Below are 23,334 nucleotides of genomic sequence, written 5' to 3' on the forward strand. Positions count from 1 at the left end.
TTCTGCCCAACAATAAAGTTGACCAAAAGTCATTTCGATGCTAGGATTTAAGTAGCAATTATGTCTTTTATCAAACAGAGAGGTATATCATGGCAGAACATGAACTGACAAAAAACGAAATCAAGAAGCGCAAGAAAAGAAATGCGCTGCTGGACAGTGCTTATGAACTGTTCACCACTGTCGGATATACAAAAACAACAGTCCTTCAGATTGCCCGCCGGGCTGGTGTCGGAAAAGGCACCTTTTATCTCTATTTTAACGATAAAACGGATATCCGGGATGAACTGATCGGAGTAAAATCCAGTCAGCTTCTTGCCCGCGCCGTAAAAGCCCTTCAGCACAGAAAGGACATCGGCAGTTTTGCGGATAAGCTTGTCTTTATTACTGACTACATTATTACTGTTCTTTCTAAAGATATCGCTATGCTGAAATTTATTTCTAAATCTCTCAGCTGGGGGCTGTTTAAAAACTCTGCGGAATTTGTTAAGAAAAATGAAGATGTCATCGACTTCCAGAAGTTTATTCTGGGTGCCATGGAAGAAGAGGGAATTCATCTGCAGGAACCGCTTCTGCTGATCTATACGATCATCGAACTGACCAACTCCACCTGCTACAACATTATCCTGCACGGAGAACCGGTAACCTTCAGCGAATATAAACCTTACCTCTATAACTGCATCCGGCTGATTGCCAATGACGCACTGAAAAAAAGCCGCTAGCAGCCGCTAGCAGCCGGCAGCTGAAAATCCCGGCTGCTTTCTGCTGTCCCGGTCCATGCATGACAGACATTTTACTGCCTGTCCATCAGACGACAGCAGGCCGGAACTCTTATTCCCGTTTTCCCTGCTTTCCAGCCCTCGCGGCCATTCCATCCATTCCAAACTCCGAATCAGAAAATTTATTCCGCTATATAACGCTTTAGGCAAAACTATATTTCTCTCACGCAGAAACCATTCTGTAAGACGTTCTAGTATTTCTTTCCGTACATAAATAAATATTTATAATTCCATCGACATCACCAGAATATTTTACACTGGATATTTTTTACCTATCTGTTTTATCAATAAAATAATGGATATTTTGGATACTACAGAGCGTATACATTATCTTTTTCAATAATTTTGTTGCCATCACACAGAATTCACATTCACCTGAGGGTGTGCATTTGTTCTAGAATACATTATAGAATGCATTCTACGAATTTTACATTGCACTATTGTCATAATATTCCGCATATTCTATTCCCGTTGGAATCACTATTATTCACCCTATAATGCATAAACATACATTATACATGGTCAAATTTTTCACAGGTTTTTATTGACATAATTGATACCCTTCGGTAGAATGATAGTACATTAATTAACAAGTCATCGGGGGAGATTTGTTAGAACCCGCTGCCTGATACAAGTATTTAGTTTTCGTATATTTATGCATATACAATTCTATTCAGCCCGCTCGTATTCCGGCTTGAATATTCTGAATGTATGAGACAGGCAGCGAACGGCACTTATTTCGACATTTAGAATGTAGGAGAGATATTATGAAAGTAAGTACGATCTTGAAAATCATCTGCATCATCGGATTTATCTTTGACTTTATCCTCGTTGCTGCAAGCGTTCATAAAAAGCGCAGCACAGAGGAAGGAAGAAAATTGTTTGCACAACAGAAAAAATTCTTTCTGTGGAATGCCATGGTCGGCGTAGTAGCAAACTTCTTCGATACCCTGGGTGTCGGATCCTTCGCTACATCCTCTGCTCTGTTCAAGATCAGAGGTTCCATTGATGACATCAACGTACCGGGAACACTGAACGTAGGAGATACATTCCCGGTCCTGATGGAGGCCTTCCTCTTCTTCAGTCTCGTTGACTTGGACCCGCTGACACTGGTTTCCATGCTGGTCGCAGCAACCCTGGGATCCGCTCTCGGAGCAAACATCGTTACCAAATGGAATCGTACAACTGTACGTTACGCCATGGGTGTCGGACTTACTGTCCTGGGCATTATCATGGCCTGCAAAGTCACTAATGTCGGCCCGTTTGGTACGACAGGAACAGCTACTGCACTTCACGGTTCCAAGCTCATCATCGGAATCGTATGCAACTTCGTCCTGGGCGCTCTGATGAACGTCGGCGTTGGCCTCTACGCACCGTGCATGGCTCTGGTTGCACTGCTGGGCATGAACGTACAGGCTGCATTCCCGATCATGATGGGAAGCTGTGCATACCTGATGGCATTCGGAAATACTCCGGTATTCGTTAAGCAGTCCCGTTACGACATGATCGGTGTTATCACACAGGGAATCTTCGGATGCATCGGCGTATTCATCGCTTACACATTCGTAAAGTCTCTGCCGATCAAGATTCTGACGATCCTGGTTGTATTCGTTGTATTCTTCACCGCAATCCTCTTCCTCAGAGACGGAATCAAGGACACCAAGGCGAAGAAAGCAGGAACAGCTGCATAAGTTTAAACAGCATCACCGCATTGAAGTCCATAAATGCTATATTAGAGAGCCTCAAGCAGGCTCTCTTTTTTCATGCCGTTAATATCACCTGTCACAGAACATATTCCACAGCCGGCAGCCCTCTGCGGACAGCCCTCGCAGCGGTGTATTGTCACATCCAGACCATCCCCTGGCTCTTCAGCCTTTGTCCTCAGGGCAAAAGAAAACCGCCAGGGGAAATCCCTCTGGCGGTGTGTCGATGCTGCATCTCAATCCTCAGCAATACGGCTATTCTGTGGTGCCGCGGCCTCTGTCGTGCTTGCGCATATCCATCTTCAGGCGGACCAGCGCTTTCCGGCAGTCCAGCTTATTCATGTTATTTTCTCCGAGTACGGTTGTCTCGGTTCCTTCCTTGCTTTTATTGGTGTCGATAATATTTCCGAGGTAGTCGTTCGTAACAACGAACTGGGCCGTGCGTCCGGAGAAGTGCAGTCCGGCTACGCAGATCCCTCTTCTGCCCAGCTGTTCGCAGGTGTTGGTGAAGTCAACGTCACTGTTTCCCCATCCGTCTGCGGAGATCAGAGCTCCGTCAGCACGCATGCAGTCTGCCATAATCGCGGCTCTGGTGCCGACTCTGATCTTATCGACATTATCATCCGGCGTACCGACGATGATGATTCCCATCAGATCGACGTCTGTATCTTCTGATACCACTTCCAGAAGCGGATCCTGGAAATGATGAAGTGAAGTTTCCTTGGTTGATGGACCAATTCCCATAGTTTTCTCCTTTCTCCACTACTGCATGGAACGCAGAATTCCGTCTCTGTACTCATTCGGTGTGACGATAACCGGCATATTGCCCATATCGATGATGGACCGGCCTCCTATGGCGCCGCTCGGCTCATCCGGGAAGAGGTACATATCGTACATCGCGCCCTGTCCGGCAACCTGACGGATGATCACGATCTTCTTGCGTCCCGGACGCTCTACATCATGATAAACGTGCTTTTCTGTGCAGTCATTGGCATTGAAATGCTTCATCTGGTTGCGGAATTCCTGTATGAACATGTCGCAGACCTCATGAGCCGCATAGCAGCCCTTACGCTCTTCCGACATGCCCGCCTTCATGGTAACATCAAAGGAAATGATGATGTCTCCAGTTTTTGGGGTGCTCGGACGGTCAAGGATAACCTGGTCCTTCAGATTGCCTTCTGAAGATCCGAACTCATGGGCCTGGATTCCTTCTGTGTCTACACCGGTCAGCATAAAGTACACACCGGTGAGGGTGTAGGTAACTCCCGTTCCGATAGCGCCCAGGACCTTGGTGGAAATCGGAATAAAGTCCATAATCGTGTTGGTGTAGCGGTCATGGTCATCAGGCTGAATTACTTGCAAATCGATATGATCGATAAATTCTGACTTTTCCTCCGCCAGCTTGTCGAGCATATCCTTGCAGACCCTCATCTTCCCCTTCGAGTCGACTTCATTCTTTTCGCCAAAGTCAACATCGTTGATATGGAAGCATTTAATTTCCAGCCTTCCATGGTCAATTGTCTTATCCGGCATATCTTTCCAACCTCCTTATTCTCAATTCTGTTAATATTTTACCACACTTCACTAGTAAAAAAGGGGCAGATTTTAATCTGCCCCCTGAAATGTCCATGTTCAGGATTCTCAGAATCCCCGAAGACTTACAGCTTAGCTGTGTACTCGTATGGCAGCGGAACAATCTTTCCCGGTGTCTCGATGTCTTCGAGTGCCTGCAGAGCACCCTTAACAATGTTCGTCTGCATCTCAACGTTGTGCGGCTCACCACAGTTAGCACCCATCGGTACCAGCGGAGCTACGGCACGCGGAGTTCCCTGCTGACGTACAACTGGCGGAAGTGCGGCAATGATTACCGTCGGAATTCCAGCAGCTTCAATCGCTCTCTGCACAATAACTGCAGAGCGGTGGCAGGTTCCTCAGCCAGCGGTCATGAGAACGCCGTCAACATCTTCTTCTTTCAGTCTCTGTGCAATTGCAGGACCTGTCTTCTCTGTGAAGACCTGGATGTCTCCGCCGCCGCCCATGAATCCGTAATGGTACGGTGCTGTTTCCTTGATGAATCCCTCTTTTACGAGTTCATGCAGTCTGTCAATAGGGAACATGCAGTTGATGTCCTTATTAACGTCGGAGTTATCGTATCCACCATGGGATACCATCAGTTCATCATCTGTTACTGTGTCCGGAATCTCTCTGTAAGTTGTATCTCCAGCGAGGTTGAATCTCTCCTGAGTCTTCAGATGAACACCAGCAGCTGTTGCGAATGCGATACGCATGTCCTTCAGCTTCTTTGTGCATGGTGTGAAAATTGACTTAGGAGTAATAGGTACAAAGATTTCAGACTGTAATCCTTTAACTACAGTTAAGCTCATATTGAATCCTCCTACTCTTTATCTTTCGAGTTTTTCTCAGCCATCTCTTTCTGACGTCTGAGGTACATATCATGATTGCTGACGTACTTGGTATTGACGTCCGGACCGAGCTGCTCGATGAAACTCATGTTCCAGGCGACTTCCTGTCCGACTTTAAACGGATAGTCCGAAATGACCATGCGGTTCGGTACTCTCAGATATCCCAGGCGTCCCTTAAGATCGACTGCAATACCCTCTTCGTGCACCTCTACGATGACACCTTCCATCCGGATAATTTTATCGCCATACTTCAGTTCTTTCGTCTCAATCTTATTAGTCATACTTCTCTTTTCTCTTCTGGGACATCGGCAGGGACTGCTCGTTCTCTTCGAGTTCAATCTTCTCGCCGGATGCTTCCTCGATCAGTTCAACATTGTTCTGCTTAACTGCCGGATTCCACTTTCTCTCAGGTGCCTTTACAGACTCGCCGGCCATCTCAGCCTTCAGCATGTACATAGCACGTGTTGCATCCTCTGGTGCCAGAGTGTTGCATCCCAGTACCTCGTTCTCAATACCGGACTTGGACTTGTTGTTGTCAACCATAGCGTTCATGTACTTGTTTCCAACTACCAGAGCACCCTGGTTAGCGCAGAAGCTCATTCCTACTACCGGAATTCCTCTCATGCCGATCTGCTCGATGTGGCTGGAGAAGTCGATGTGGTTGTTTCCGAATCCCTCTGTTGTTACGATTGCACCGTCAACGTCCAGAGCCTCAACCATCATTCCCAGACGACGGGATACATAATATTTCTCAGCATTGATCTGCGGGGATCCGACAAAGATAACTCCGCAAAGGTCGATTTCAGGATCGCTCAGAGCTTCCAGGACAACCGGCTCTCTCCAGTAATGTCTGGACATTTCCTTGGATGCAGGTCCGATGCATGTCAGAGCATGAATGCAGCCGTCCAGTACTTCCAGAGGTGAGCACATTACAGGAACGTTTCCGAGTTCTACGTTCGGTCTAGCTCCCAGAACTCCGACTGGCTCTACCGGCAGGATGAAGTTATCATGCATAGCACCCTGTCCCATGATTTCCTTAACGATGACAACCTTCTTCTTTCCAGGATGACGGAACTGCTCGAACTTCTCTGTGTCAACAACCAGGGAATCATCCAGATCCTTCATTGCCTCACGGATTTCCTGTGTAACAACGTCGAATGCTGTATGAGCTGCGATCGGTCCACGTCTCTCCATGTTGGTCTTAGCCTGGATAGTAACCTGACCCTTGATGAAGATTTCACCCTTCTCCGGGCAGCCCGGACGTCCCCACTGAATGTTCTCGTCGAGGTATCCCTCGGAAGAACCGAACTCACCGATCTGAACGCCATTGTCATCTGTTCCTGTCAGCATCATTACTGCACCGTCCAGAACTCTGGTTGTGCCTGTTCCGAGCAGGTCGTCGCCTTCCTTTGTAGCGATCGGCTGAACGTCCATGATTGTCTCGGAATATGTATGATACTTATCCGGTGTGATGATCTCGAGCTTGAAGTCGTGAACCAGCTCCTGGTCAGCGATTACATCCTTCTCAATACCTTCACGGATGTAAAGAGTTGTTCCTTCGATCTTTGTCTCCGGTCCTCTCTTAACCTCTGTGATCTTATAGTGCTTTCTTGTCAGGTCTCTTACAACCTTGCCCTCAGCCTCTTCTTCTGCCGGTGCTGCTGCGCCTGCAACCTGAGCTGCTACTGCAGCCGGTGCTGCCGGTGCTGCAGCGCTTCCGCCGAATACTCCTGTAGGAATCTCCAGATCGATGTCTTTTCCTTCACCGATGTGGATCTTCATCATGCCGCCTGCTACTGCAGCCGGTGCTGCTTCCTCAGCCGGAGCCTCTTCTTCTGCAGGAGCTGCTTCCTCAGCCGGAGCCTCAGTGTAACCCTTCAGATTGTCTGCCGTCAGAGCGGTCAGAGAATCGCAGGTCTTAGTCATTGTTGCGCCGATAACCTGTCCGATTGTCAGTGCGCCGTCGAGATTCAGAAGTCCGGACTCAACGAGGTCGTCGAAGATAGCCGGATCTTCCAGGTTGGATGCCTGAATTACTGTGCCTTCCTCTGCTCTGCAGCACAGTACTGCTGGATCCTTAGCATGTTCTTTAGCTGTTTCAGCTGAAATGGACATATACGTTTCCTCCTTTAACTTTTCAGCACTATTTAACGGTCAGCAGGTGCTTCTCCGCCGAATACCCATGTCGGGACTTCCAGGTCAATGTCCTTTCCTTCGCCGATATGGATCTTCATCATGCCGCCTGTTACGGCAGCAGATACCGTTGCACCAGACAGAGCTGCCGGAGCCGGCGTCTCTGTGGTTTCGCTTGTTTCATCCTCTGCTGCTTCTTCATCAGCTCCTGCTTCGGAATAATCCTTCAGGTTGTCTGGTGTCAGAGCAGTCAGTGAATCCTCTGTTTTTGTCAGGGTTGCACCGAGAACCTGTCCGATTGTCAGTGCTCCGTCAATATTCAGCAGTCCGGAATCAACCAGATCTGGGAAGATCGTAGGGTCTTCCAGATTATGTGATGTAATGACGGTTCCCTCTTCTGCCCTGCAGCACAGTACTGCAGGATCGCCGGAATGTTCTTTCGCGTATTCTTCTGAAATAGACATTGGTTTCTCCTCCTCTTTTTGCAATCATTGTGTCTGCAAGTTACAGATATATAGGCAAACGGTCGATATGCCTCAAAAGCTCGACGGATTCGGGGGTTCCGCTTCCCTCTTGAAAAGTTATCTTTTGTCGATTAACCTGAGCGCCGGGGCGGCAGAAAGCTTCCCCCGCGCTCCCACGATCTTCCGTTTTCTATCAAATATTAATTGCCCTTAATTAAATTGGCAAATCGGTTTTTTCTATTCGAAATTTCTAGCTGAAATTCTCCTAAAAATCAATATCCTGGCTGACTTCTCTGGATACAGTCATGTGTCTGTACAGCGGATGGCCAATCGTTCTCATCATATGGTCGGTCAGGTGGAATACCTTCAGCCCCATCTTAGGAGCGGATGCCATTACAGTGTTGGAACAGTCAGAGCAGTTTCCGATCAGGATATATTCGCATTTATCCTTCTTAAACTGCATGTTGTTCTTAACCTGTCCAGGACAGATTCCCGGACGCTCACACTTCAGAGATCCGTTCTTCTGTTCCTGAGCCTGCTTGCACTTGCATACAGAGATTACTTCGCCGTTCATCTTCTTTACAACGTCTCTGAGTCTGTCCTCTGTTCCGCTGCATGCGCAGACCAGAATACCACACTTGGCGCCGTGAAGATCCGGGAACGGAATGCTGACCAGAATCGCTCCGGAGGACTTGGTAACTGGGGAATCCAGTGTTGTCGGTCTTCCTGTGAACGGTCCTCCGAGAAGGATTTCACCGTACTCGCCGTCAATTCCGCCGGCTTTCTCAATCATATCATTAACAGAAGTTCCAACCGGTACGTCGAAGAAGACGTGCGGCTCGCTTCCGCCGTTCAGCTTTCCGCGGACGGTCATGTCCTTGGAATAGGATGGCTTTCTTTCTTCAATGGCTTCACATACTCTTGCGCATGTCTCGCAGTTGATGACAATTGCGTTGGCAGCGGATGGCAGCTGTGAAGGCTCGAGCTCGATGCCCAGGCACTCTCTTACGACTGCACGCTCCTCTCCTTCCGGATAAATGTCTGCCAGAAGATGCATGGATACGTCCGGTCTGTCCTTGATTGCTGCATCGATTGTCTTGATTGCTTTATGATGTTTTCTCTTGATTGCGATGATTACCTTGGAAGCATTGGAGATTTCCTTTGCATATTCTGCTCCGCGGATAACCTTCTCCGGATCCTGTTCCAGACGTGCGATGTTGTGTGCCAGTCCCGGCTCACACTCGGATGCGTTTACGAGGATATATCCATCCTTCAGATCGCAGTCCAGCTTAACGCCTGTCGGGAATCCTGCACCGCCCTGTCCGACGACTCCAGCTTCCTTGACCATATCCAGCTTGCTGCCTTCCTTGATCTTCTCATACTCATCCGGCTGCTCATCGTCAGCTTTAATAATGATGCGGTCGTCCAGAACATCCTCAACTGTTCCGTAAACACTGGAGAAAATGTTAGCTCCCAGTCCTGTCGGCTCTGCAATCAGCGTACCTTTCTTAACCCTGTCGCCCTTCTTGACGATCGGTGCACACGGTTTGCCGACATGCTGCCGGAGCAAAATCTGTAAATTGTCCATACTGTTACACTCCTCTTAGCCTAACACTTCTATTTAATTCAATACCAGGTATCTGGATTTTCACTAAGTTATTGTTAATTACTCGACAGGTTAACGTGATAATTTTCTAAATATTAGCGCCGGTAACAGAATGCCCGGAAAAACACAGTCCGATCACTGGTTTCTGTCCATCCTTCCTGCCGGATTTTCCTCCGGAAGTCTGGATGTATAAGAATACATAATTGTGATTCGATTAACTATGTCGCTTACGAATACCTCATCGCAACCTCATGTACATTTACAATATCACATCTTCAACAGGATTGCAATGAAATTATTAAAAAAATAACAGAGTTTTATCAGTCCTTTTATCATTGGCATTTCAATGCTTTTCCGATTTTCATCAATAATACGACTGAACCGCGTTCTATTCAGCGGTTTATTGTTTTTTCCCCACTATGGACGATTGATGACATTTTAAAACTTCTATCGATCTATAATTTATTTAAATCGGATCTCTTCCCATTCTGCTGTCAAAAATAATTGGAAACCGCCACATGATTTGTCCGTTTTTCCTGTGATTTTTTTATCGATCGAACACAACGTTTTCCCCAGCTCAATCGTTTCCCGCACCCCTCATCGAAAGAAAAGTAATTTTTATCCCATTTTTCTGCTTTTCTTCTCCTTAAATCCCGATCACAGTACCAGAATTTCAAAGCTCCGGACAATCGGTACACTGTATACACGATACTCCCTCTTATTTTTTGACTCGTCTGTCTTTCAATCAATTGTTGCAAATAAAATCAGATAGATATATCTAATCAATATAATTTTACTCATTTCTATCGATTTTCTTTTGGATTATAGTTCTAATCTTTTACATTTTACGATATAATATTATCTAATACATCTTGATTTACGTATACAATTCCAAGGTATTGAGGTCCCGGATCCGGGATCGGACAGCATCCTGATTTTTTCACGGGATACTCCATAATTACAAAACACATAAAGACAGCAGAATACCCGGGTGATTCCGGAGAGGTCCATCCTTATGTATTCATCTGCATAACGATCATGAAAAATAAAAGAAAGAGGTAAGTAAAAACATGGGACGTAAAAAGAGAACAACAAAGCAGAAGATTGTGGACGCGGCATGGAAGCTCTTCTATACGAAAGGCTACGATGAAACCACAATCGAAGACATTATTAAAGAGTCCAAGACGTCCAAAGGCTCTTTCTACCACTATTTCAAGGGAAAAGACGCTCTTCTCGGCACACTGTCCGATCTGTTCGATCAGAAATATATCGAGCTGTCAGAAGAACTGGATGAACACAAGCCGGAAATGTCCGCCTCAGACAAACTGCTTTATCTGAATCATGAACTGTTTCAGATGATCGCAGATAACGTTGATATTCACCTGCTGGCTTACATGTACGGCACGCAGCTGACCACTGACGGCGAACGCCACCTGCTTAACAGCAGCCGTTTCTATTTCAAGTATATTACGGAAATTATAAAAGAAGGACTGGATTCCGGAGAATTTGACCAGCGCTTCACGCTGAACCAGCTGGTAAAGATCTACGCCATGTTTGAACGTTCCATGCTGTATGACTGGGCCCTGTGTAAGGGAAAGTACAGCCTGACAACGATATCGACCTATCTGCTGAAATCCATTCTGGACCGGTTTCGCCACGGCTATGACGGCGCCGAACTGGATGACAATGTCAAACAGACCTTTATCGATGCGTACATAAGTTCACGTTCGGATCTTTAACCGCTTCAGAAGTATATACTCCCTCGGGGAAGTTCACTGGTTGATGCGGGCGGGCATATTTTCATCCGCCTCCCTTCTGCAGCTGCCGGTCACGCAAACCGCATAAACCCCAGCAGCACCGAATTGAAAGAATGATAAAACCGCTGCCACCATCAAGGTGGCAGCGGTTTTTTATAAACTGATTTCCCAGCATCGAAAAAGCTGAATCCAGGGTCATCCACAAGAGAAACTGCAGATTTCTCCGTTCTAAGCATTCTGCTGCGGGTGTTCCTCATTCCAGAGCCTGTCCGCAGTCGGCTGCCATGCTTTTGCGTAGGCATCGCACTTTCCGCACAGATGCTCTGCGCTCTCCGGGCTCAGCATATCCGTGCTCTTCGCGCCGGTCTTCTTCACCAGCTCGCGCAGATATTCCGGATTTTCCAGCATCGGGCACGGACGCAGGAGATTGCCGTTAAATGGCTGGTCATCCTGGTAAGCCTTGAACAGCGGCTGCTGCAGACATTCCAGCAAGGACTTATCGTGAATGTTGGCGCTGGAATAATGGATGAATACGCAAGGTTCTACATCGCCGTTCGGGTTGATGTGGCAGTACTCACGTCCGCCTGCGATGCATCCGCCGACCTTGTCGCCGTCGTTCTGGAAGTCCATCAGCCAGATCGGCTTTCCGCCCTCAAACCCTCTGACCTCGCGGATACGGTGGTACATATATTCTCTCTGCTCCGGCGTCGGCATCAGATCTACATCCGCATCATTGCCTACCGGCATATAATGGAAGTACCAGGAGAACTGTACACCCTTGCTGATCAGGAAATCGAAGAATTCATCGCTCGTTACGGATTGAATGTTCTTACTGGTGTAGCAGATGGAAGTGCCGTAAACCAGGCCATTCTTATTCATCAGATCCATGGCGTCCATAACTTTCTGGAATGTGCCCTTTCCGCGGCGTGCATCCGTTGTTTCCTCGAATCCTTCAATACTCATGACCAGAACGATGTTCTTGCATCTTCTGACATCATCACAGAATTTCTGGTCGACCAGCGTTCCATTGGTGAAAATCATGAATCCGCAGTCGGAATGTTTCCCGGCAAGACGGATGATGTCATCTTTTCTGACCATCGGCTCTCCGCCGGTCATAACGTATTCATGGATGCCCAGCTCCGTTCCCTGTGTGACGATGCTGTCCATATCCTCATAGCTCAGGTTCAGCGTGTGTTTATATTCCGCAGCCCAGCAGCCCGTACAGTGCAGGTTGCAGGCACTGGTCGGGTCGAACAGAATCACCCACGGAAGATGTGTGCCTAACTTCTCGCTCATTTTCTTTGTCTGCCGGTATCCAGACAGTGCACCTTCATATCCGAAGGACATAAAAATTCCCTTCAGAAATTCCGTATCTCTGCTGTCAAGCAGATTACAGAAGAACTGTGTCCATTTCCCATCCTTTCCGAAAGTCTCACGCAGCTTGTCGAACGCCTCCGGCGGCCAGGTATTTCCCAGGATTTTCTGAAACATATTAACAACACTGACAAATCCCTCTTCACGAGCATTCTTTGATTTCTTCAGAACACTGTTTAATGCTATTTCAAACGCTTTTCTTTCTGCAGCATGTGCAATCGAACTCATATGATCTTCCCCTTTCTCTCGACAAAAAACAGCCTTTCAAGAGGCTTCCCCTTATTGATATTATACTCTCTGTTACTTAGTCAGTAAAACCTACAAAACCGCGTTTTTGTATTAATTCCAAACACTTTTAGTTATTTATCATAAAATTATTTCTTTCACCTGATTTACATATTCCGTACGCCTGACCACGCCGGATTCCTGAATCTGCCTCTTTTCCACGCGCTGTTTTCAGAAAGGAAAAGGCCGTAAAGCCTGATTTCACTTTACGGCCTGGCTCCGCTATGCATCTGCATCCGGGTAATAGGATTTTTTCTCCTGATGGTGTTCCAGCATATTCATCACACCGATCAGGCAGGTGCATATGCCGACAATTTCTACGATGACCTTCACGCAGGCACCCAGAATCCGAAATACTCTCTTCATCCCTGTTCATGCGTCCGCAGTCTCAGTCTCTGCGCGCGTTCCTCCTTTCTCTCTCCTAGATGTTTCAGCCGGTAATACGGACTTCCCGGAACGTGATCCGCACAGAGATGGGCGCCCGCAACTCCCAGCCTGGTCATCACCGACAGTCCGAATCTGCGCATTCCGTATTCCGGTCCGAATAATTTATCCATTGTTCTGGAAGACGGTATGTCGTAAAAATACTCCACCGCCTTATAAAACTCTTCCTGCAGCTGCCATGGCGTCATTTTAGCAGGCTTGAAGGTGACATTCATCATGTCGAACTGCTCCCAGTCATGGGTCAGCATCCGGCCTTCCTTCACGAACTGCTCGTATACCGGTGTTCCCGGGTAGGGAGTCAGAATCGCACACTGCAGCTGATAGGCGTTCACCGATTTCGCAAAGGCGACGCTCCGGTGTATGTCTTCAATTGAATCATCATCAATCCCCAGAACCAGACTCGCAATCAGACGGATTCCATGGTCCGCGCACGCCTTTGCAGCGTCGCGGATATCCTGGATGCTCTGCCTCTTGTTCACACGGTCGAGCGCCTTCTGATTCAGCGACTCGATTCCGATCAGAACCCGGGTCAGATGAGCATCGTGCAGGAGCTGAAGCAGCTCCTCATCCTTTGCGAGATCGGTACGCCCGAAGAAAAATGTTTCTTTAAACGTTAATCCCTCTGCAATCATTCTCCGGCAGATCTCCTTGGCTCTTTCCTTATCTGCCGTAAAATTGTCATCTTCAAAATTCATATATTGAAATCCCATGTCCTTATACATGCGGATTTCCTCGATAACGTTATCTACACTTCGCTGACGGTAGGGCGCAAACATTCTCGATGTCGTGCAGAACGTACAGCAGAAGGGACAGCCTCTGGTGGTAATCACGTTCGCGCATTCCGTCGGCGTCCTGAGAATAGAATAATCCGGAAAGGGGACGCTGTCCAGATCACAGATCGGATCCGGCCTTACAATCGGATCCTTGATTCTGCCTTCTACGACATCCAGAATGACCGATTCTCCCTCTCCGACGATTATCTGATCAGCATGCTGCAGAGCCTCCTCCGGCAGCGCAGATACGTGAAATCCGCCCATCAGAACTCTTGCGTCACTTTCCCGGTGAACGATATCCGCCAGTTCGTATCCACGCGGCGCCGTCGATGTCATCAGGCAGAAGCAGAACACATCTGTGTCATCCAGCATCTCTTCAATATGAACAGGTCCGTTCAGTTCTTCATATACCTCAACTTCGTGACCGGCTTCCTTTAATATATGTCCAAGGATCAGCGGACCGGTGATTGAATTCGGGTGTCCGTAAATTTTGCCGCCGAACCGGTATGCCGGAATTCTTCTGATCCTTGCAGTCGGCGTAATAAATACAATCTTCACTGTTCCCTCCCTGTGTGATCCATCTCACAGACCGGCCGGGGAAAAAACCGGCCGATATTCAGTGTATACAATTCCTGTTGTCTCTATTTTAACGCCGGAAAAATATCTCTCAATGAACAAGAATGCCGGTCTGTACCCAAATGGTACAAACCGGCATAATTGGCCCAAAATAATTCTGAATTTTTCTTTATTATTCTTAAGTTATAGTCTGTCCGGCTCCGGATCATCCTTCTGCGGCGTGATGCGGAAAGCCATATCGATCGATCCGGCCAGAAGATCTCCCAGTCTTCTGGTCATCGACACAATGTCATACATCATATCTGCGTCAAACCAGTCCAGAAGCAGGCCCTCGATCGCGCTGGAATAAAAGTGGATCAGGAGATCCATATCCTCGTCAGACAGACTCTGCTCCCTCATAATCAGCTGAATATAACGCCTTACTCCGCAGTCGCACACCCGTTTGAAGGCCTGCTGGAAGCGGCGGTGATCATCGCTGTGGAGAATATGAATGATTTCTGCCTTCTTTTTTAAGGTGAACTCTTCCTCCTTAATCAGACAGCCGACAAAATTAGACGTCCGGTAATTTTGTTCGACAATCTTTTCTGCCTGCTCAATGAAATACTGTTCCGGCACATCCGCAAGACAGGAAAAATGGTAATAAAAAGCATGCCTGCTGATTTCACATTTCTCCGTAAGCATTTTCACCGTGATTTTATTAAAGGCATGCTGTTTCAGCAACTTCATGAACTCACTGGTAATATGTCTTTCCATTACATCCATAGCAGCCCTCCTTTCTATCCTCAACTAATCGCAGATTTATCCACCCTCATTAACCACCGGAAAAATCCAGTGCGCAGGGCGGCAGCCTTACTCCCGGGTCAGCAGCACAGCAGCTTCCAGTCTCCCGGTCTGCGGGAACATGTCAAAGGGCGTCATCTCTGCCGCTCTGTATCCGCATCCGGACAGGAAGCTCAGATCTCTGGCCAGAGTCGGCGGCTCACAGGAGACATAGACGATTTTTCCCGGAGCGGCATCTGCACAGACCTGAAGAAGGGACTGGTCACATCCTGCGCGCGGCGGATCCAGGATGATGCAGTCCACACCGTCCAGCCGAACCTTCAGCAAGTCTTCCGGCGACGGGTCTTTCTCTTGCGCATTACTTTTTGTTCCCGGAAGATGAGGCGCATCGGATTTCACCTCTGCCGCTTCCTCTGTTCCGAGAACCTTTCCGATCTCATCTTCCGCTTTTCCGATCACGTAACGCGCACGGACGATTCCGTTGATAACCGCATTCCGGTTCGCCGCGACCACGGCTTCATGACTGGACTCGATGCCCACCAGTTCGATCTGATCCTGCATGCGTCCGGAAAGCCACAGCCCGATCGTGCCGGCGCCGCAGTACAGATCCAGCACATGGTCTCCCGGTTTCAGGTCTGCATAGTCACTGACCTGATCGTAGAGCTTTTCCATCATATACGGATTCACCTGATAGAAGGCCTCCGGGCTGATCTCAAACTTCATCTCGCCAATTTCTTCATGAATCACACGGTCTCCCGCAAGACAGACAGAATTTTTTCCATAAAGCTCGTGATTTTTCCCGCGGTTCTGGTTGATCCAGACGCTGGTCAGCGCGTATCCCGGATCCTCCCCGAGATTGTAAACGGCATCATCCAGCATGCCGACCAGCTTTTCACCGTTCGGAATGCCCTTTCCGTTGATCACCAGAATCACCATAACCTCGCCGCTTCCAAAGGCCGTGCGGACGATCATGTTTTTCAGCAGCCCTTTTCCGGTCCTCGGATTGAAGGCCTGCACGTGATCCGACTCCATAAACGCTCTCAGGGCCTCTGCACAGGCCAGGGCCGCAGGTGACTGGATCTGACATTCCGGGCAGTCCGCGGCACGATGGGTCCGGTTCTGGTAGAATCCGACCACCGGCTTTCCATTCTCCTCGGACACAGTAAAAACAGCCTTGCTGCGGTAATGCAGGGCGCCGTCTGCGGCATCGTCTCCCATTCCGACAGCCGGGCGGACAGCGACATCCTTCAGGCCGCCGATCCGCTGCACCGCATCCTGAAGATGGCGCTGCTTCAGCTTCAGCTGTTCTTCATACTGCAGGCCTCCGAGGGCGCAGCCGCCGCAGGATTTCTGATGCGGGCAGTATTTCTCCTCTGTGCGCAGAGAAGAGGCCGTATCCAGGAACATCAGCTCCGCCTGGGCGTAACGCTTTTTCATTTTCTTCACTTCACAGCGCACCAGGTCTCCCGGAAGCGGCACGGCACCGGCATCAGATCTGCGGATGAAGACCATGCGCCCGTCTTCTGCCCGGCCGAGCCCCTGTCCGTCTTCCGTGACATCTTCAATTCTGATCTGCAGGATATCTCCTTTTTCCATTGTATTCTCCTGTCATTCGCGGATTCAGTGGGAACAAGGCCCGGTGATGCCGGGATGCGCGGGATGAACCTCTGCATCCGGTCATCTGGCTGACGCGCCGTCACGCATCCTGCGTATCAGCAGTACTGCCGGGCCTCATCCTTTCCCCTCCTATATCATTTATACACTATTTCCAGAAATTTACATGCTATTTTTTTGCTATTTTTTTATTTTCTCTTTCCACGGAAGGCACGGAATCCTTCGCCGGATTTTCCGCGTCTTGCGCCCTTTCCGGAGTGGCTGCCCGGCTTTACAAACTTCCCGGAGCGCTTTCTGCCAGAAAAGTCACGTCCGGAATAGCCGCGGCTGCCGGACTTTTCATATCTGCCGCCCTCCCGTCTTCCGGAATCTTTTCCGAAGTCCCGGGATGAGGATCTCCGGTCTCTGCCGAAGTCACGGGATTCTGCATCACGGCGCTTTCTTGAATGTTTATTTTTGTCCCTGCTGAAGTCAGAATCGGAGCGGCCGGATCTGCGGCGGCTCTTTCCGTACTGGCCGGATTTCCCGGATCTTCCGGAATGTCCGGAATTTCCATTGCGGCCGGAATTTCTGCGGGAACCCTTCTTTCCGCCTCCGCGCTTTCCGGAAACAATCTCGATGTCTTCACGCGCCTCGCCCAGGCTCTCTCTCAGGAAAGCCGCCGCGATCAGCAGCTGGTCGGTATGGTTCTCCATGGCGTAGCTTCTGATCATATCCGCGTATTCTGTCAGATCCATGCCCTCACAGAACTTCAGCGCGCGCTCAATGTTGCTGTTCGCCTTGATCGGCATAACGTCGCGGTAGCTCGGCATTACCTTTTCCCTGATGGATGCGCCGGTGAATTCCTGCAGAGCATTGATCTTGCGGCGTTCTCTGGTGTTGATCAGGGAAACGGCCTTACCCTTCTTTCCGGCACGGCCTGTACGTCCGATTCTGTGCACGTAGTATTCCATCTCCTGCGGAAGGTCGTAGTTGAATACGATGTCCACGTCATCCACGTCGATTCCGCGGGCTGCAACGTCCGTAGCCAGCAGAAGATCCAGATTTCCGCTTCTGAACAGGTCCATCACACGGTCTCTCTGCTGCTGAGACAGATCTCCGTGCAGGCCCTCTGCGGAATAACCGCGCCTCTTCAGCAGCAGTGTCAGCTGGTCGACCTTGCGCTTAGTGTTGCAGAAAACCAGAGCGCGCTTCGGGCACATGTAGTCGATCAGACGGCAGAGCGCCTCATCCTTCTGTCTGCCTTTTACCATATAATAGCTCTGCTTGATCTTCGGAACCGTCAGCTCGTCGTGAGAAACCTCGATAATCTCCGGGTCCTTCTGATAGGCGCGGGTCAGCTCCAGAATCTCGTCCGGCATGGTCGCGGAGAACAGCGCCGTCTGACGCTCCTCCGGCATGGCCTGGCAGATCGTCTCAATGTCGTCGCGGAAGCCCATGTCCAGCATTTCATCCGCCTCATCCAGAACGAGGTATTTCACGTTTTCCAGCTTCAGCGTGCCTCTGCGCATGTGGTCCATCACACGTCCCGGCGTTCCGATCACTGCCGTAACGCCCTTTCTGAGCGCCTTCAGCTGGCGGACGATGTCAGAGCCTCCGTAAACCGACAGGATCTTCAGACCGTCCACATACTTTCCCATTGTCGCGATTTCCTCCGCGTCCTGCATGGCCAGCTCTCTCGTCGGACAAAGAACAACCGCCTGCACGCTGCGCTCTGCAGGCTCCACAAGGGAGAGAAGCGGAATTCCGAATGCCGCGGTCTTTCCTGTTCCCGTCTGCGCCAGGCCGACGATGTCCTTTCCGTCCAGAATTGCAGGAATCGCCTGCTCCTGAATCGGTGTCATCTCCTCAAATCCCATCTCTGCGATGCCCTGAAGGATTTCTGCTTTTAAATTTGTGTCTTGATACTTCATTATATATGTCTCTTCTCTTTCTTCTGCTTCGGGCACCGCCGGAAACCTCTTTCTCCAGTCACGCCCATCCTGTGCAGACTTCTTCCTGTACGCGGATTCCAAGTATTCCGCGCCTGCGCTGAAAAACAGCGTCAATCATTCTATTATACTCTGTCCGGACCGTGTATACAATCATTATTTCCGGATTTACCCTTGTCTTTTTCTTTTCTCCCCTCCCGCTCCTGAATGTAGCCATCGAGGAACTTCCGCAGGGCCCGGGTAAAGGAATTTCCCGCATTCTGCTTCAGAGTGATCAGATTAAGCGCAATGTCGATTTCCGGATCCAGCGGAACGGCCTTTCCACCATATCTCCGGACAAAAGATTCCGGGCCAAGGGCAATCCCGGCTCCGCTTCTGACCAGGGCCATGATGGTCTCGATATCCTGCGCGCGGTAAACCTTCTTTACATGAATGCCCCAGGTATAGCGCAGCTCCTGGAGAACGGAATCGTCCAGACAGCCTTCCGGCCCGGAAATAAAGGAGCAGCCGTCCAGATCTTCGATCCGGATACTTCTCAGCAGACTCTTCGGGTCATCATCGGATACCAGGACACACTGCGGCTCTGTAAGAAGCGGATGGATATAGAAGCGTTCCGGATGCGGGACGTGCCCCTCTGGCGGAATTCTGCAGATGGCAATTTCAATCTTCTTCTCCTCCAGCATATCCATCATGGATACGCCCACATCCGTCAGGAAAGTCACCGATGTGTCCGGATGGCGGTTGAAAAATTTCACCAGCGGATCAAAAAGCTCCTGGGAATAGACACGCGGATCCAGGCCGATGGAAATCTCTGAACATACTGCGTCGCTCAGTTTTTTCCGGTCTTCTTCCAGCCGGGTCCAGGCTTCTTTAACGGCAATCGCATCGGCCTGAAACAGCCGCCCGGAAGCCGTCAGCACGACGCCCTGCGGTTCTCTTCTGAGCAGCTGGCAGCCGGTTTCCGCTTCCAGATTCTTGATCTGCAGGGAAAGCGCAGGCTGGGAAACATGCAGCTCTTCCGCCGCCTTCGACATGCTCCCATATTCCGCCGCCGCGAGAAAATACATTACCTGTAGTATCGTCATATTACTCTCCATTCTATACGCTTCTGCAAGGTATAAGCGTCTCTTATACCCATATATTATAACAGTATTTCTATTTTTTCAAGAATTCAGATAAGATAAGAGTATAGAAATCAATACAATAATTCCGCGGCTGATCCGCTGTGTGTGCAGATAAATTTCTGCAAGCCTGTGCCGGGTATCTGCCGGCAGCATCCACAGCCCTTGATTTACCGCCGCTGAAAACAGAAAATTACAGAAAGTTGAAATTGCGCTTCCGCAATAATGGTACAGGCGGAAGCCGGAACGGAAAGGAGACGAGAGGGAATGGAAAAGCGTTTGATGTCGGGAAACGAAGCCATTGCCCGCGGCGCATATGAAGCAGGCGTAAAGTTCTGCTCTGCGTATCCGGGCACCCCAAGTACAGAAATTTTCGAGAACCTGCCGCAGTATAAGGATGTCCTCCACTGCGAGTGGGCGCCGAATGAGAAGGTTGCGACAGAGGCAGCATACGGAGCCGCAATGGCCGGTGTCCGCAGCCTGTGCGCAATGAAGCATGTCGGCCTGAATGTCGCGGCCGATCCGCTGTTCACCGCATCCTATGACGGACTGAACGGAGGCATGGTCCTCGTCAGCGCAGACGACCCGAGCATGCACTCCTCACAGAATGAGCAGGATAACCGCCACTATGCAATCGCTGCCAAGATCGCATGTCTGGAACCTTCCGATTCACAGGAATGCAAGGACTTCATGAAATACGCATTCGAAATTTCCGAGAAATTCGATATGCCGGTTATGCTCCGCACAACAACCCGTGTTTCCCACTCCAAGAGTATTGTGGAGCTGGGAGAACGGACAGAAGCCGAAGTAAAGCCGTATAAACGTGATGCAGACCGTTTTGTCAGCACACCGGCTCATGCCTGCAAACATCATCCTCAGGTTGAGGCCAACCTGAAAGCGCTGGAAAAGTATGCCTGCGACTGTCCGCTGAACCGTATGGAAATCAAGGGTTCCAAAGTCGGTGTCGTTACCGCTTCTATTTCTTATCAGTATGCAAAGGAAATCTTCCCAGAGGATACTTCCTTCCTGAAACTGGGCCTGACCAATCCGCTTCCGATCGAACTGATCAGAGAGTTCGCGTCCAAAGTTGACAAGCTGTACGTTGTCGAAGAGCTGGACGGCATCATGGAAGAGCAGATCAAGGCTGCAGGAATTGCGTGCACAGGAAAAGATCTGGTCAGCAACATGTTCGAGCTGAATCCGGAGCGTCTGCGCGAGGAAATCTTCGGTGAGAAGCCGGAGACCGTAGATCCTGGAGTAGAAGCTGTCGGCAGACCGCCTGCACTGTGCCCGGGATGTCCGCACAGAGGATTCTTCTACACCATGAGCAAGATCAAGGATGCTGTAATCTGCGGAGATATCGGATGCTACACACTGGGATGCGCCGCACCGCTGAACGCCATGGACTCCTGCGTATGTATGGGAGCCGGATTCTCAGCAGCAGCCGGAATGGCAAAGGCCTTCGAAGAAACCGGCCAGAAGAAGCATGTCTTCGGCGTACTCGGCGACTCCACCTTCTTCCACAGCGGCATGACCGGCGCGGCAGAGATCATCTATAATGACGCAGATGTAATTCCAGTCGTTCTGGATAACTCCATCACCGCGATGACCGGCCAGCAGGATAACCCGGGAACCGGATTCAACCTGGAAGGAGACATCGCCTCCAAGATCAAGATTGAAGATGTCCTGAAAGCCATCGGATTCAAGAACGTCATCATCGTTGATCCGCAGGATCTGGATGCCATGAAGAAAGCTGCTGAAGATGCAATGAACAGCACTGAGAAGACGGCCATCATCACACGCCGTCCATGCGCAATGCTGAAACGCATCGACCACCACTTCGGAAAGTGCGTGGTTGACCGCGACGTCTGCATCGGCTGCAAGAAGTGCCTGAGCGTCGGCTGCCCGGCCGTCATGATCAGAGACGGAAAGTCCATGATCGATACTTCCCTCTGTGTCGGCTGCACCGTCTGCGCACAGGTATGTCCGGTAAAGGCAATCAGAAGGGAGGATCAGTAAGATGAAAACCAAGAGTGCAATTTTAGTCGGCGTCGGCGGACAGGGCGCGATTCTTACTGCCCGTGTACTGGTAAACGGCCTGATGAAGCAGGGCTACGACGTAAAGATGTCTGAAGTCCACGGCATGAGTCAGCGCGGCGGAAGCGTATCCACACAGGTCCGCTGGGGAGAAAAAGTCTACTCCCCGCTGATCGGAAAAGGAGAAGCCGATCTGCTCGTTGCCTTTGAAGAGATGGAAGCCGTCCGCTACGCAGATTATCTGAAGCCGGGCGCCATCGCCGTCATCAACAACTACCATCAGGATTCTTCCCTGACTGCAGCAGGTCTTGCGGAATATCCGGAAGGCTGCATAGAGGCTATGCAGAAACACTTTAAATGCTTCACCCTGAAAGCAGAAGAGATTGCAAAAGAGATCGGCAGCGTAAAGTGCACCAATATCGTTCTGTTCGGCGCAATGACCGAAGCCCTGGATCTCGGTGATGTGGACTGGGAAGAGGTTATCAGGGAGACCGTACCTCCTAAGTTCGCTGAGATGAATATCCAGGCTTACCGCCGCGGAAAAGAAGCTGCAAAAGCAGACGCGTAGTCAGTAACATATACTGCAAAAGAAAATGCCGGAACTCCACATCCGGATTTACAAGCTCTAATCACTTACGAGCAGGAGGCAGCGCCAGATCATGGTGCTGTCTCCTGTCTTTTACTGCAAGATTCAGCTTTTCCGGCTTTCCTGGCTTACTTAATAGAAGAGACGATAAGACGATAAAAAAGGCCGCCGCCCGGCTTTATTATCGCAGCTTCGTGCAGCGTCCCTCAAAAAACAGCGCGCCCGCGCGGCCTGATCCCAGGCCGGCGCGGACGCCTTTTTCTTTTCATGAAACATGTTCCAGCTTATTTTATCCACTACTGCTGGTAGTCGTGCGCATCCTCCAGAACCATGTCTTTTACCTTCATCAGTCTGGTCTGATTGGATCTCTCACCCTCATCCAGCTTCATCTGGATATAGCGGATGGTGGTCTCAAGACGCGGAATCATAACATATTCCAAGGCGTTGACCCGGCGTCTGGTTTTCTCCAGCTCTGCAGCCATGAGCTGTACTTCCTTCTCATGGGCAGCCAGATCCAGAAGTTTCGGGAACACATCCGCGGCTGCGCTGATGGCGCCGTCCAGATCACCGGACGTGTCCGCATATCCGTAGGCATAAACATCTGTCGGATCCTTGGCGGTTGTCTGGAAGGAGAATTCCGGAACGTTGACGCTCATGATATTCTTCTTCTGCACAGAAAGCTCTACGCCCTGCTTCGGATACATCAGAGCCTCTTCCATCGCCTCATTGCTCATGACGGCATTGGCCTTCTCAAAGTCCTTATACATTGCCGCGAGCTCCTTCTCGACTTCCTGGCGGAGCCGCCCGTTTTCCCGGGCCAGCTCCAGAAAGTTCTTCATCAGCTCATCGCGCTTGTCCTTCATCAGCTTGTGTCCGCGTTCTGCGGTTGCCAGACGTTTTTTCAGCGTGGAGAGCATCATTCTGGTAGGATTGACATTTAATCTGTCCATA

20 protein-coding genes are annotated in these 23,334 nt (G+C 49.8%); 5 read left to right on the plus strand and 15 right to left on the minus strand.

Annotated features, from left to right (window positions below; translation table 11 throughout):
• Positions 1-89 precede the first annotated feature (89 nt).
• The gene (locus tag ACI77B_RS01645) at positions 90-719 is read left to right on the plus strand and encodes a TetR/AcrR family transcriptional regulator (RefSeq protein ID WP_409337084.1); all 630 of its coding nucleotides are present in this window, start codon (positions 90-92) and stop codon (positions 717-719) included.
• 824 nt (positions 720-1,543) lie between these two features.
• The gene (locus ACI77B_RS01650; RefSeq protein WP_409337085.1) at positions 1,544-2,467 is read left to right on the plus strand and encodes a permease; all 924 of its coding nucleotides are present in this window, start codon (positions 1,544-1,546) and stop codon (positions 2,465-2,467) included.
• Between the two features lie 267 nt (positions 2,468-2,734).
• Here ACI77B_RS01650 and ACI77B_RS01655 read toward each other — a convergent pair whose 3' ends face one another.
• The 7 genes from ACI77B_RS01655 to prdC form a co-directional block, all read right to left on the minus strand.
• Complete coding sequence (locus tag ACI77B_RS01655; RefSeq protein ID WP_178263332.1) at positions 2,735-3,223, minus strand: glycine/sarcosine/betaine reductase component B subunit; 489 nt, start codon at positions 3,221-3,223, stop codon at positions 2,735-2,737.
• Positions 3,224-3,241: 18 nt separating this feature from the next.
• A complete protein-coding gene (prdD, locus tag ACI77B_RS01660) occupies positions 3,242-4,012 on the minus strand; it encodes a proline reductase cluster protein PrdD (RefSeq protein WP_409337086.1) in 771 nt (256 codons plus the stop codon).
• 125 nt (positions 4,013-4,137) lie between these two features.
• A complete protein-coding gene (gene prdB, locus ACI77B_RS01665; protein WP_409337087.1) occupies positions 4,138-4,863 on the minus strand; it encodes a D-proline reductase (dithiol) protein PrdB in 726 nt (241 codons plus the stop codon).
• Positions 4,864-4,874: 11 nt separating this feature from the next.
• The gene (locus ACI77B_RS01670; RefSeq protein ID WP_409337088.1) at positions 4,875-5,183 is read right to left on the minus strand and encodes a CBO2463/CBO2479 domain-containing protein; all 309 of its coding nucleotides are present in this window, start codon (positions 5,181-5,183) and stop codon (positions 4,875-4,877) included.
• Complete coding sequence (gene prdA / locus ACI77B_RS01675) at positions 5,176-7,017, minus strand: D-proline reductase (dithiol) proprotein PrdA (RefSeq protein WP_409337089.1); 1,842 nt, start codon at positions 7,015-7,017, stop codon at positions 5,176-5,178. Before prdA ends, ACI77B_RS01670 begins: the two co-directional genes overlap by 8 nt.
• A 32-nt stretch (positions 7,018-7,049) precedes the next feature.
• Complete coding sequence (locus tag ACI77B_RS01680; RefSeq protein WP_409337090.1) at positions 7,050-7,499, minus strand: sugar transporter; 450 nt, start codon at positions 7,497-7,499, stop codon at positions 7,050-7,052.
• Between the two features lie 265 nt (positions 7,500-7,764).
• Complete coding sequence (gene prdC, locus ACI77B_RS01685) at positions 7,765-9,087, minus strand: proline reductase-associated electron transfer protein PrdC (protein ID WP_409337091.1); 1,323 nt, start codon at positions 9,085-9,087, stop codon at positions 7,765-7,767.
• A gap of 1,088 nt (positions 9,088-10,175) precedes the next feature.
• Here prdC and ACI77B_RS01690 point away from each other — a divergent pair.
• Positions 10,176-10,844: a TetR/AcrR family transcriptional regulator gene (locus ACI77B_RS01690; RefSeq protein ID WP_409337092.1), complete on the plus strand. Its 669-nt coding sequence runs from the start codon at positions 10,176-10,178 to the stop codon at positions 10,842-10,844.
• A gap of 246 nt (positions 10,845-11,090) precedes the next feature.
• On the opposite strand, the gene ACI77B_RS01695 is transcribed toward ACI77B_RS01690, so the two are convergent.
• The 7 genes from ACI77B_RS01695 to ACI77B_RS01725 all read right to left on the minus strand — a co-directional run bounded on the left by ACI77B_RS01695 (position 11,091) and on the right by ACI77B_RS01725 (position 19,724).
• Positions 11,091-12,464 (minus strand): radical SAM protein, encoded by a 1,374-nt coding sequence (locus ACI77B_RS01695; protein ID WP_409337093.1) that lies wholly within the window; start codon positions 12,462-12,464, stop codon positions 11,091-11,093.
• A gap of 279 nt (positions 12,465-12,743) precedes the next feature.
• Positions 12,744-12,887, minus strand: coding sequence for a hypothetical protein (locus tag ACI77B_RS01700; protein WP_409337094.1), 144 nt, complete (start codon positions 12,885-12,887; stop codon positions 12,744-12,746).
• Positions 12,884-14,296 (minus strand): B12-binding domain-containing radical SAM protein, encoded by a 1,413-nt coding sequence (locus ACI77B_RS01705; protein ID WP_409337095.1) that lies wholly within the window; start codon positions 14,294-14,296, stop codon positions 12,884-12,886. Before ACI77B_RS01705 ends, ACI77B_RS01700 begins: the two co-directional genes overlap by 4 nt.
• 201 nt (positions 14,297-14,497) lie before the next feature.
• Positions 14,498-15,076 (minus strand): TetR-like C-terminal domain-containing protein, encoded by a 579-nt coding sequence (locus tag ACI77B_RS01710; RefSeq protein ID WP_409337096.1) that lies wholly within the window; start codon positions 15,074-15,076, stop codon positions 14,498-14,500.
• An 87-nt stretch (positions 15,077-15,163) separates the two neighbouring features.
• On the minus strand, positions 15,164-16,690 hold the full coding sequence (gene rlmD / locus ACI77B_RS01715) for a 23S rRNA (uracil(1939)-C(5))-methyltransferase RlmD (RefSeq protein WP_409337097.1): 1,527 nt from the start codon (positions 16,688-16,690) through the stop codon (positions 15,164-15,166).
• 206 nt (positions 16,691-16,896) lie between these two features.
• On the minus strand, positions 16,897-18,621 hold the full coding sequence (locus ACI77B_RS01720; RefSeq protein ID WP_409337098.1) for a DEAD/DEAH box helicase: 1,725 nt from the start codon (positions 18,619-18,621) through the stop codon (positions 16,897-16,899).
• Between the two features lie 143 nt (positions 18,622-18,764).
• Positions 18,765-19,724: a LysR family transcriptional regulator gene (locus tag ACI77B_RS01725; RefSeq protein WP_409337099.1), complete on the minus strand. Its 960-nt coding sequence runs from the start codon at positions 19,722-19,724 to the stop codon at positions 18,765-18,767.
• A gap of 303 nt (positions 19,725-20,027) precedes the next feature.
• Here ACI77B_RS01725 and iorA point away from each other — a divergent pair, with 303 nt between their 5' ends.
• Together iorA and ACI77B_RS01735 are read left to right on the plus strand one after the other, a co-directional pair.
• Positions 20,028-21,779, plus strand: coding sequence for an indolepyruvate ferredoxin oxidoreductase subunit alpha (gene iorA, locus ACI77B_RS01730; RefSeq protein WP_409337100.1), 1,752 nt, complete (start codon positions 20,028-20,030; stop codon positions 21,777-21,779).
• 1 nt (position 21,780) lies between these two features.
• Positions 21,781-22,365 carry an indolepyruvate oxidoreductase subunit beta gene (locus ACI77B_RS01735; protein ID WP_409337101.1) on the plus strand — a complete coding sequence of 195 codons (585 nt, stop codon included), beginning with the start codon at positions 21,781-21,783 and terminating at the stop codon, positions 22,363-22,365.
• A 314-nt stretch (positions 22,366-22,679) separates the two neighbouring features.
• On the opposite strand, the gene ACI77B_RS01740 is transcribed toward ACI77B_RS01735, so the two are convergent.
• Positions 22,680-23,333: a V-type ATP synthase subunit D gene (locus tag ACI77B_RS01740; RefSeq protein WP_409337102.1), complete on the minus strand. Its 654-nt coding sequence runs from the start codon at positions 23,331-23,333 to the stop codon at positions 22,680-22,682.
• Position 23,334: the final 1 nt, after the last annotated feature.

It is taken from the genome of Eubacterium sp. F2, assembly GCF_046244355.1.
In the GTDB taxonomy this organism is placed as follows: Bacteria; Bacillota; Clostridia; order Peptostreptococcales; family Anaerovoracaceae; genus Aminicella.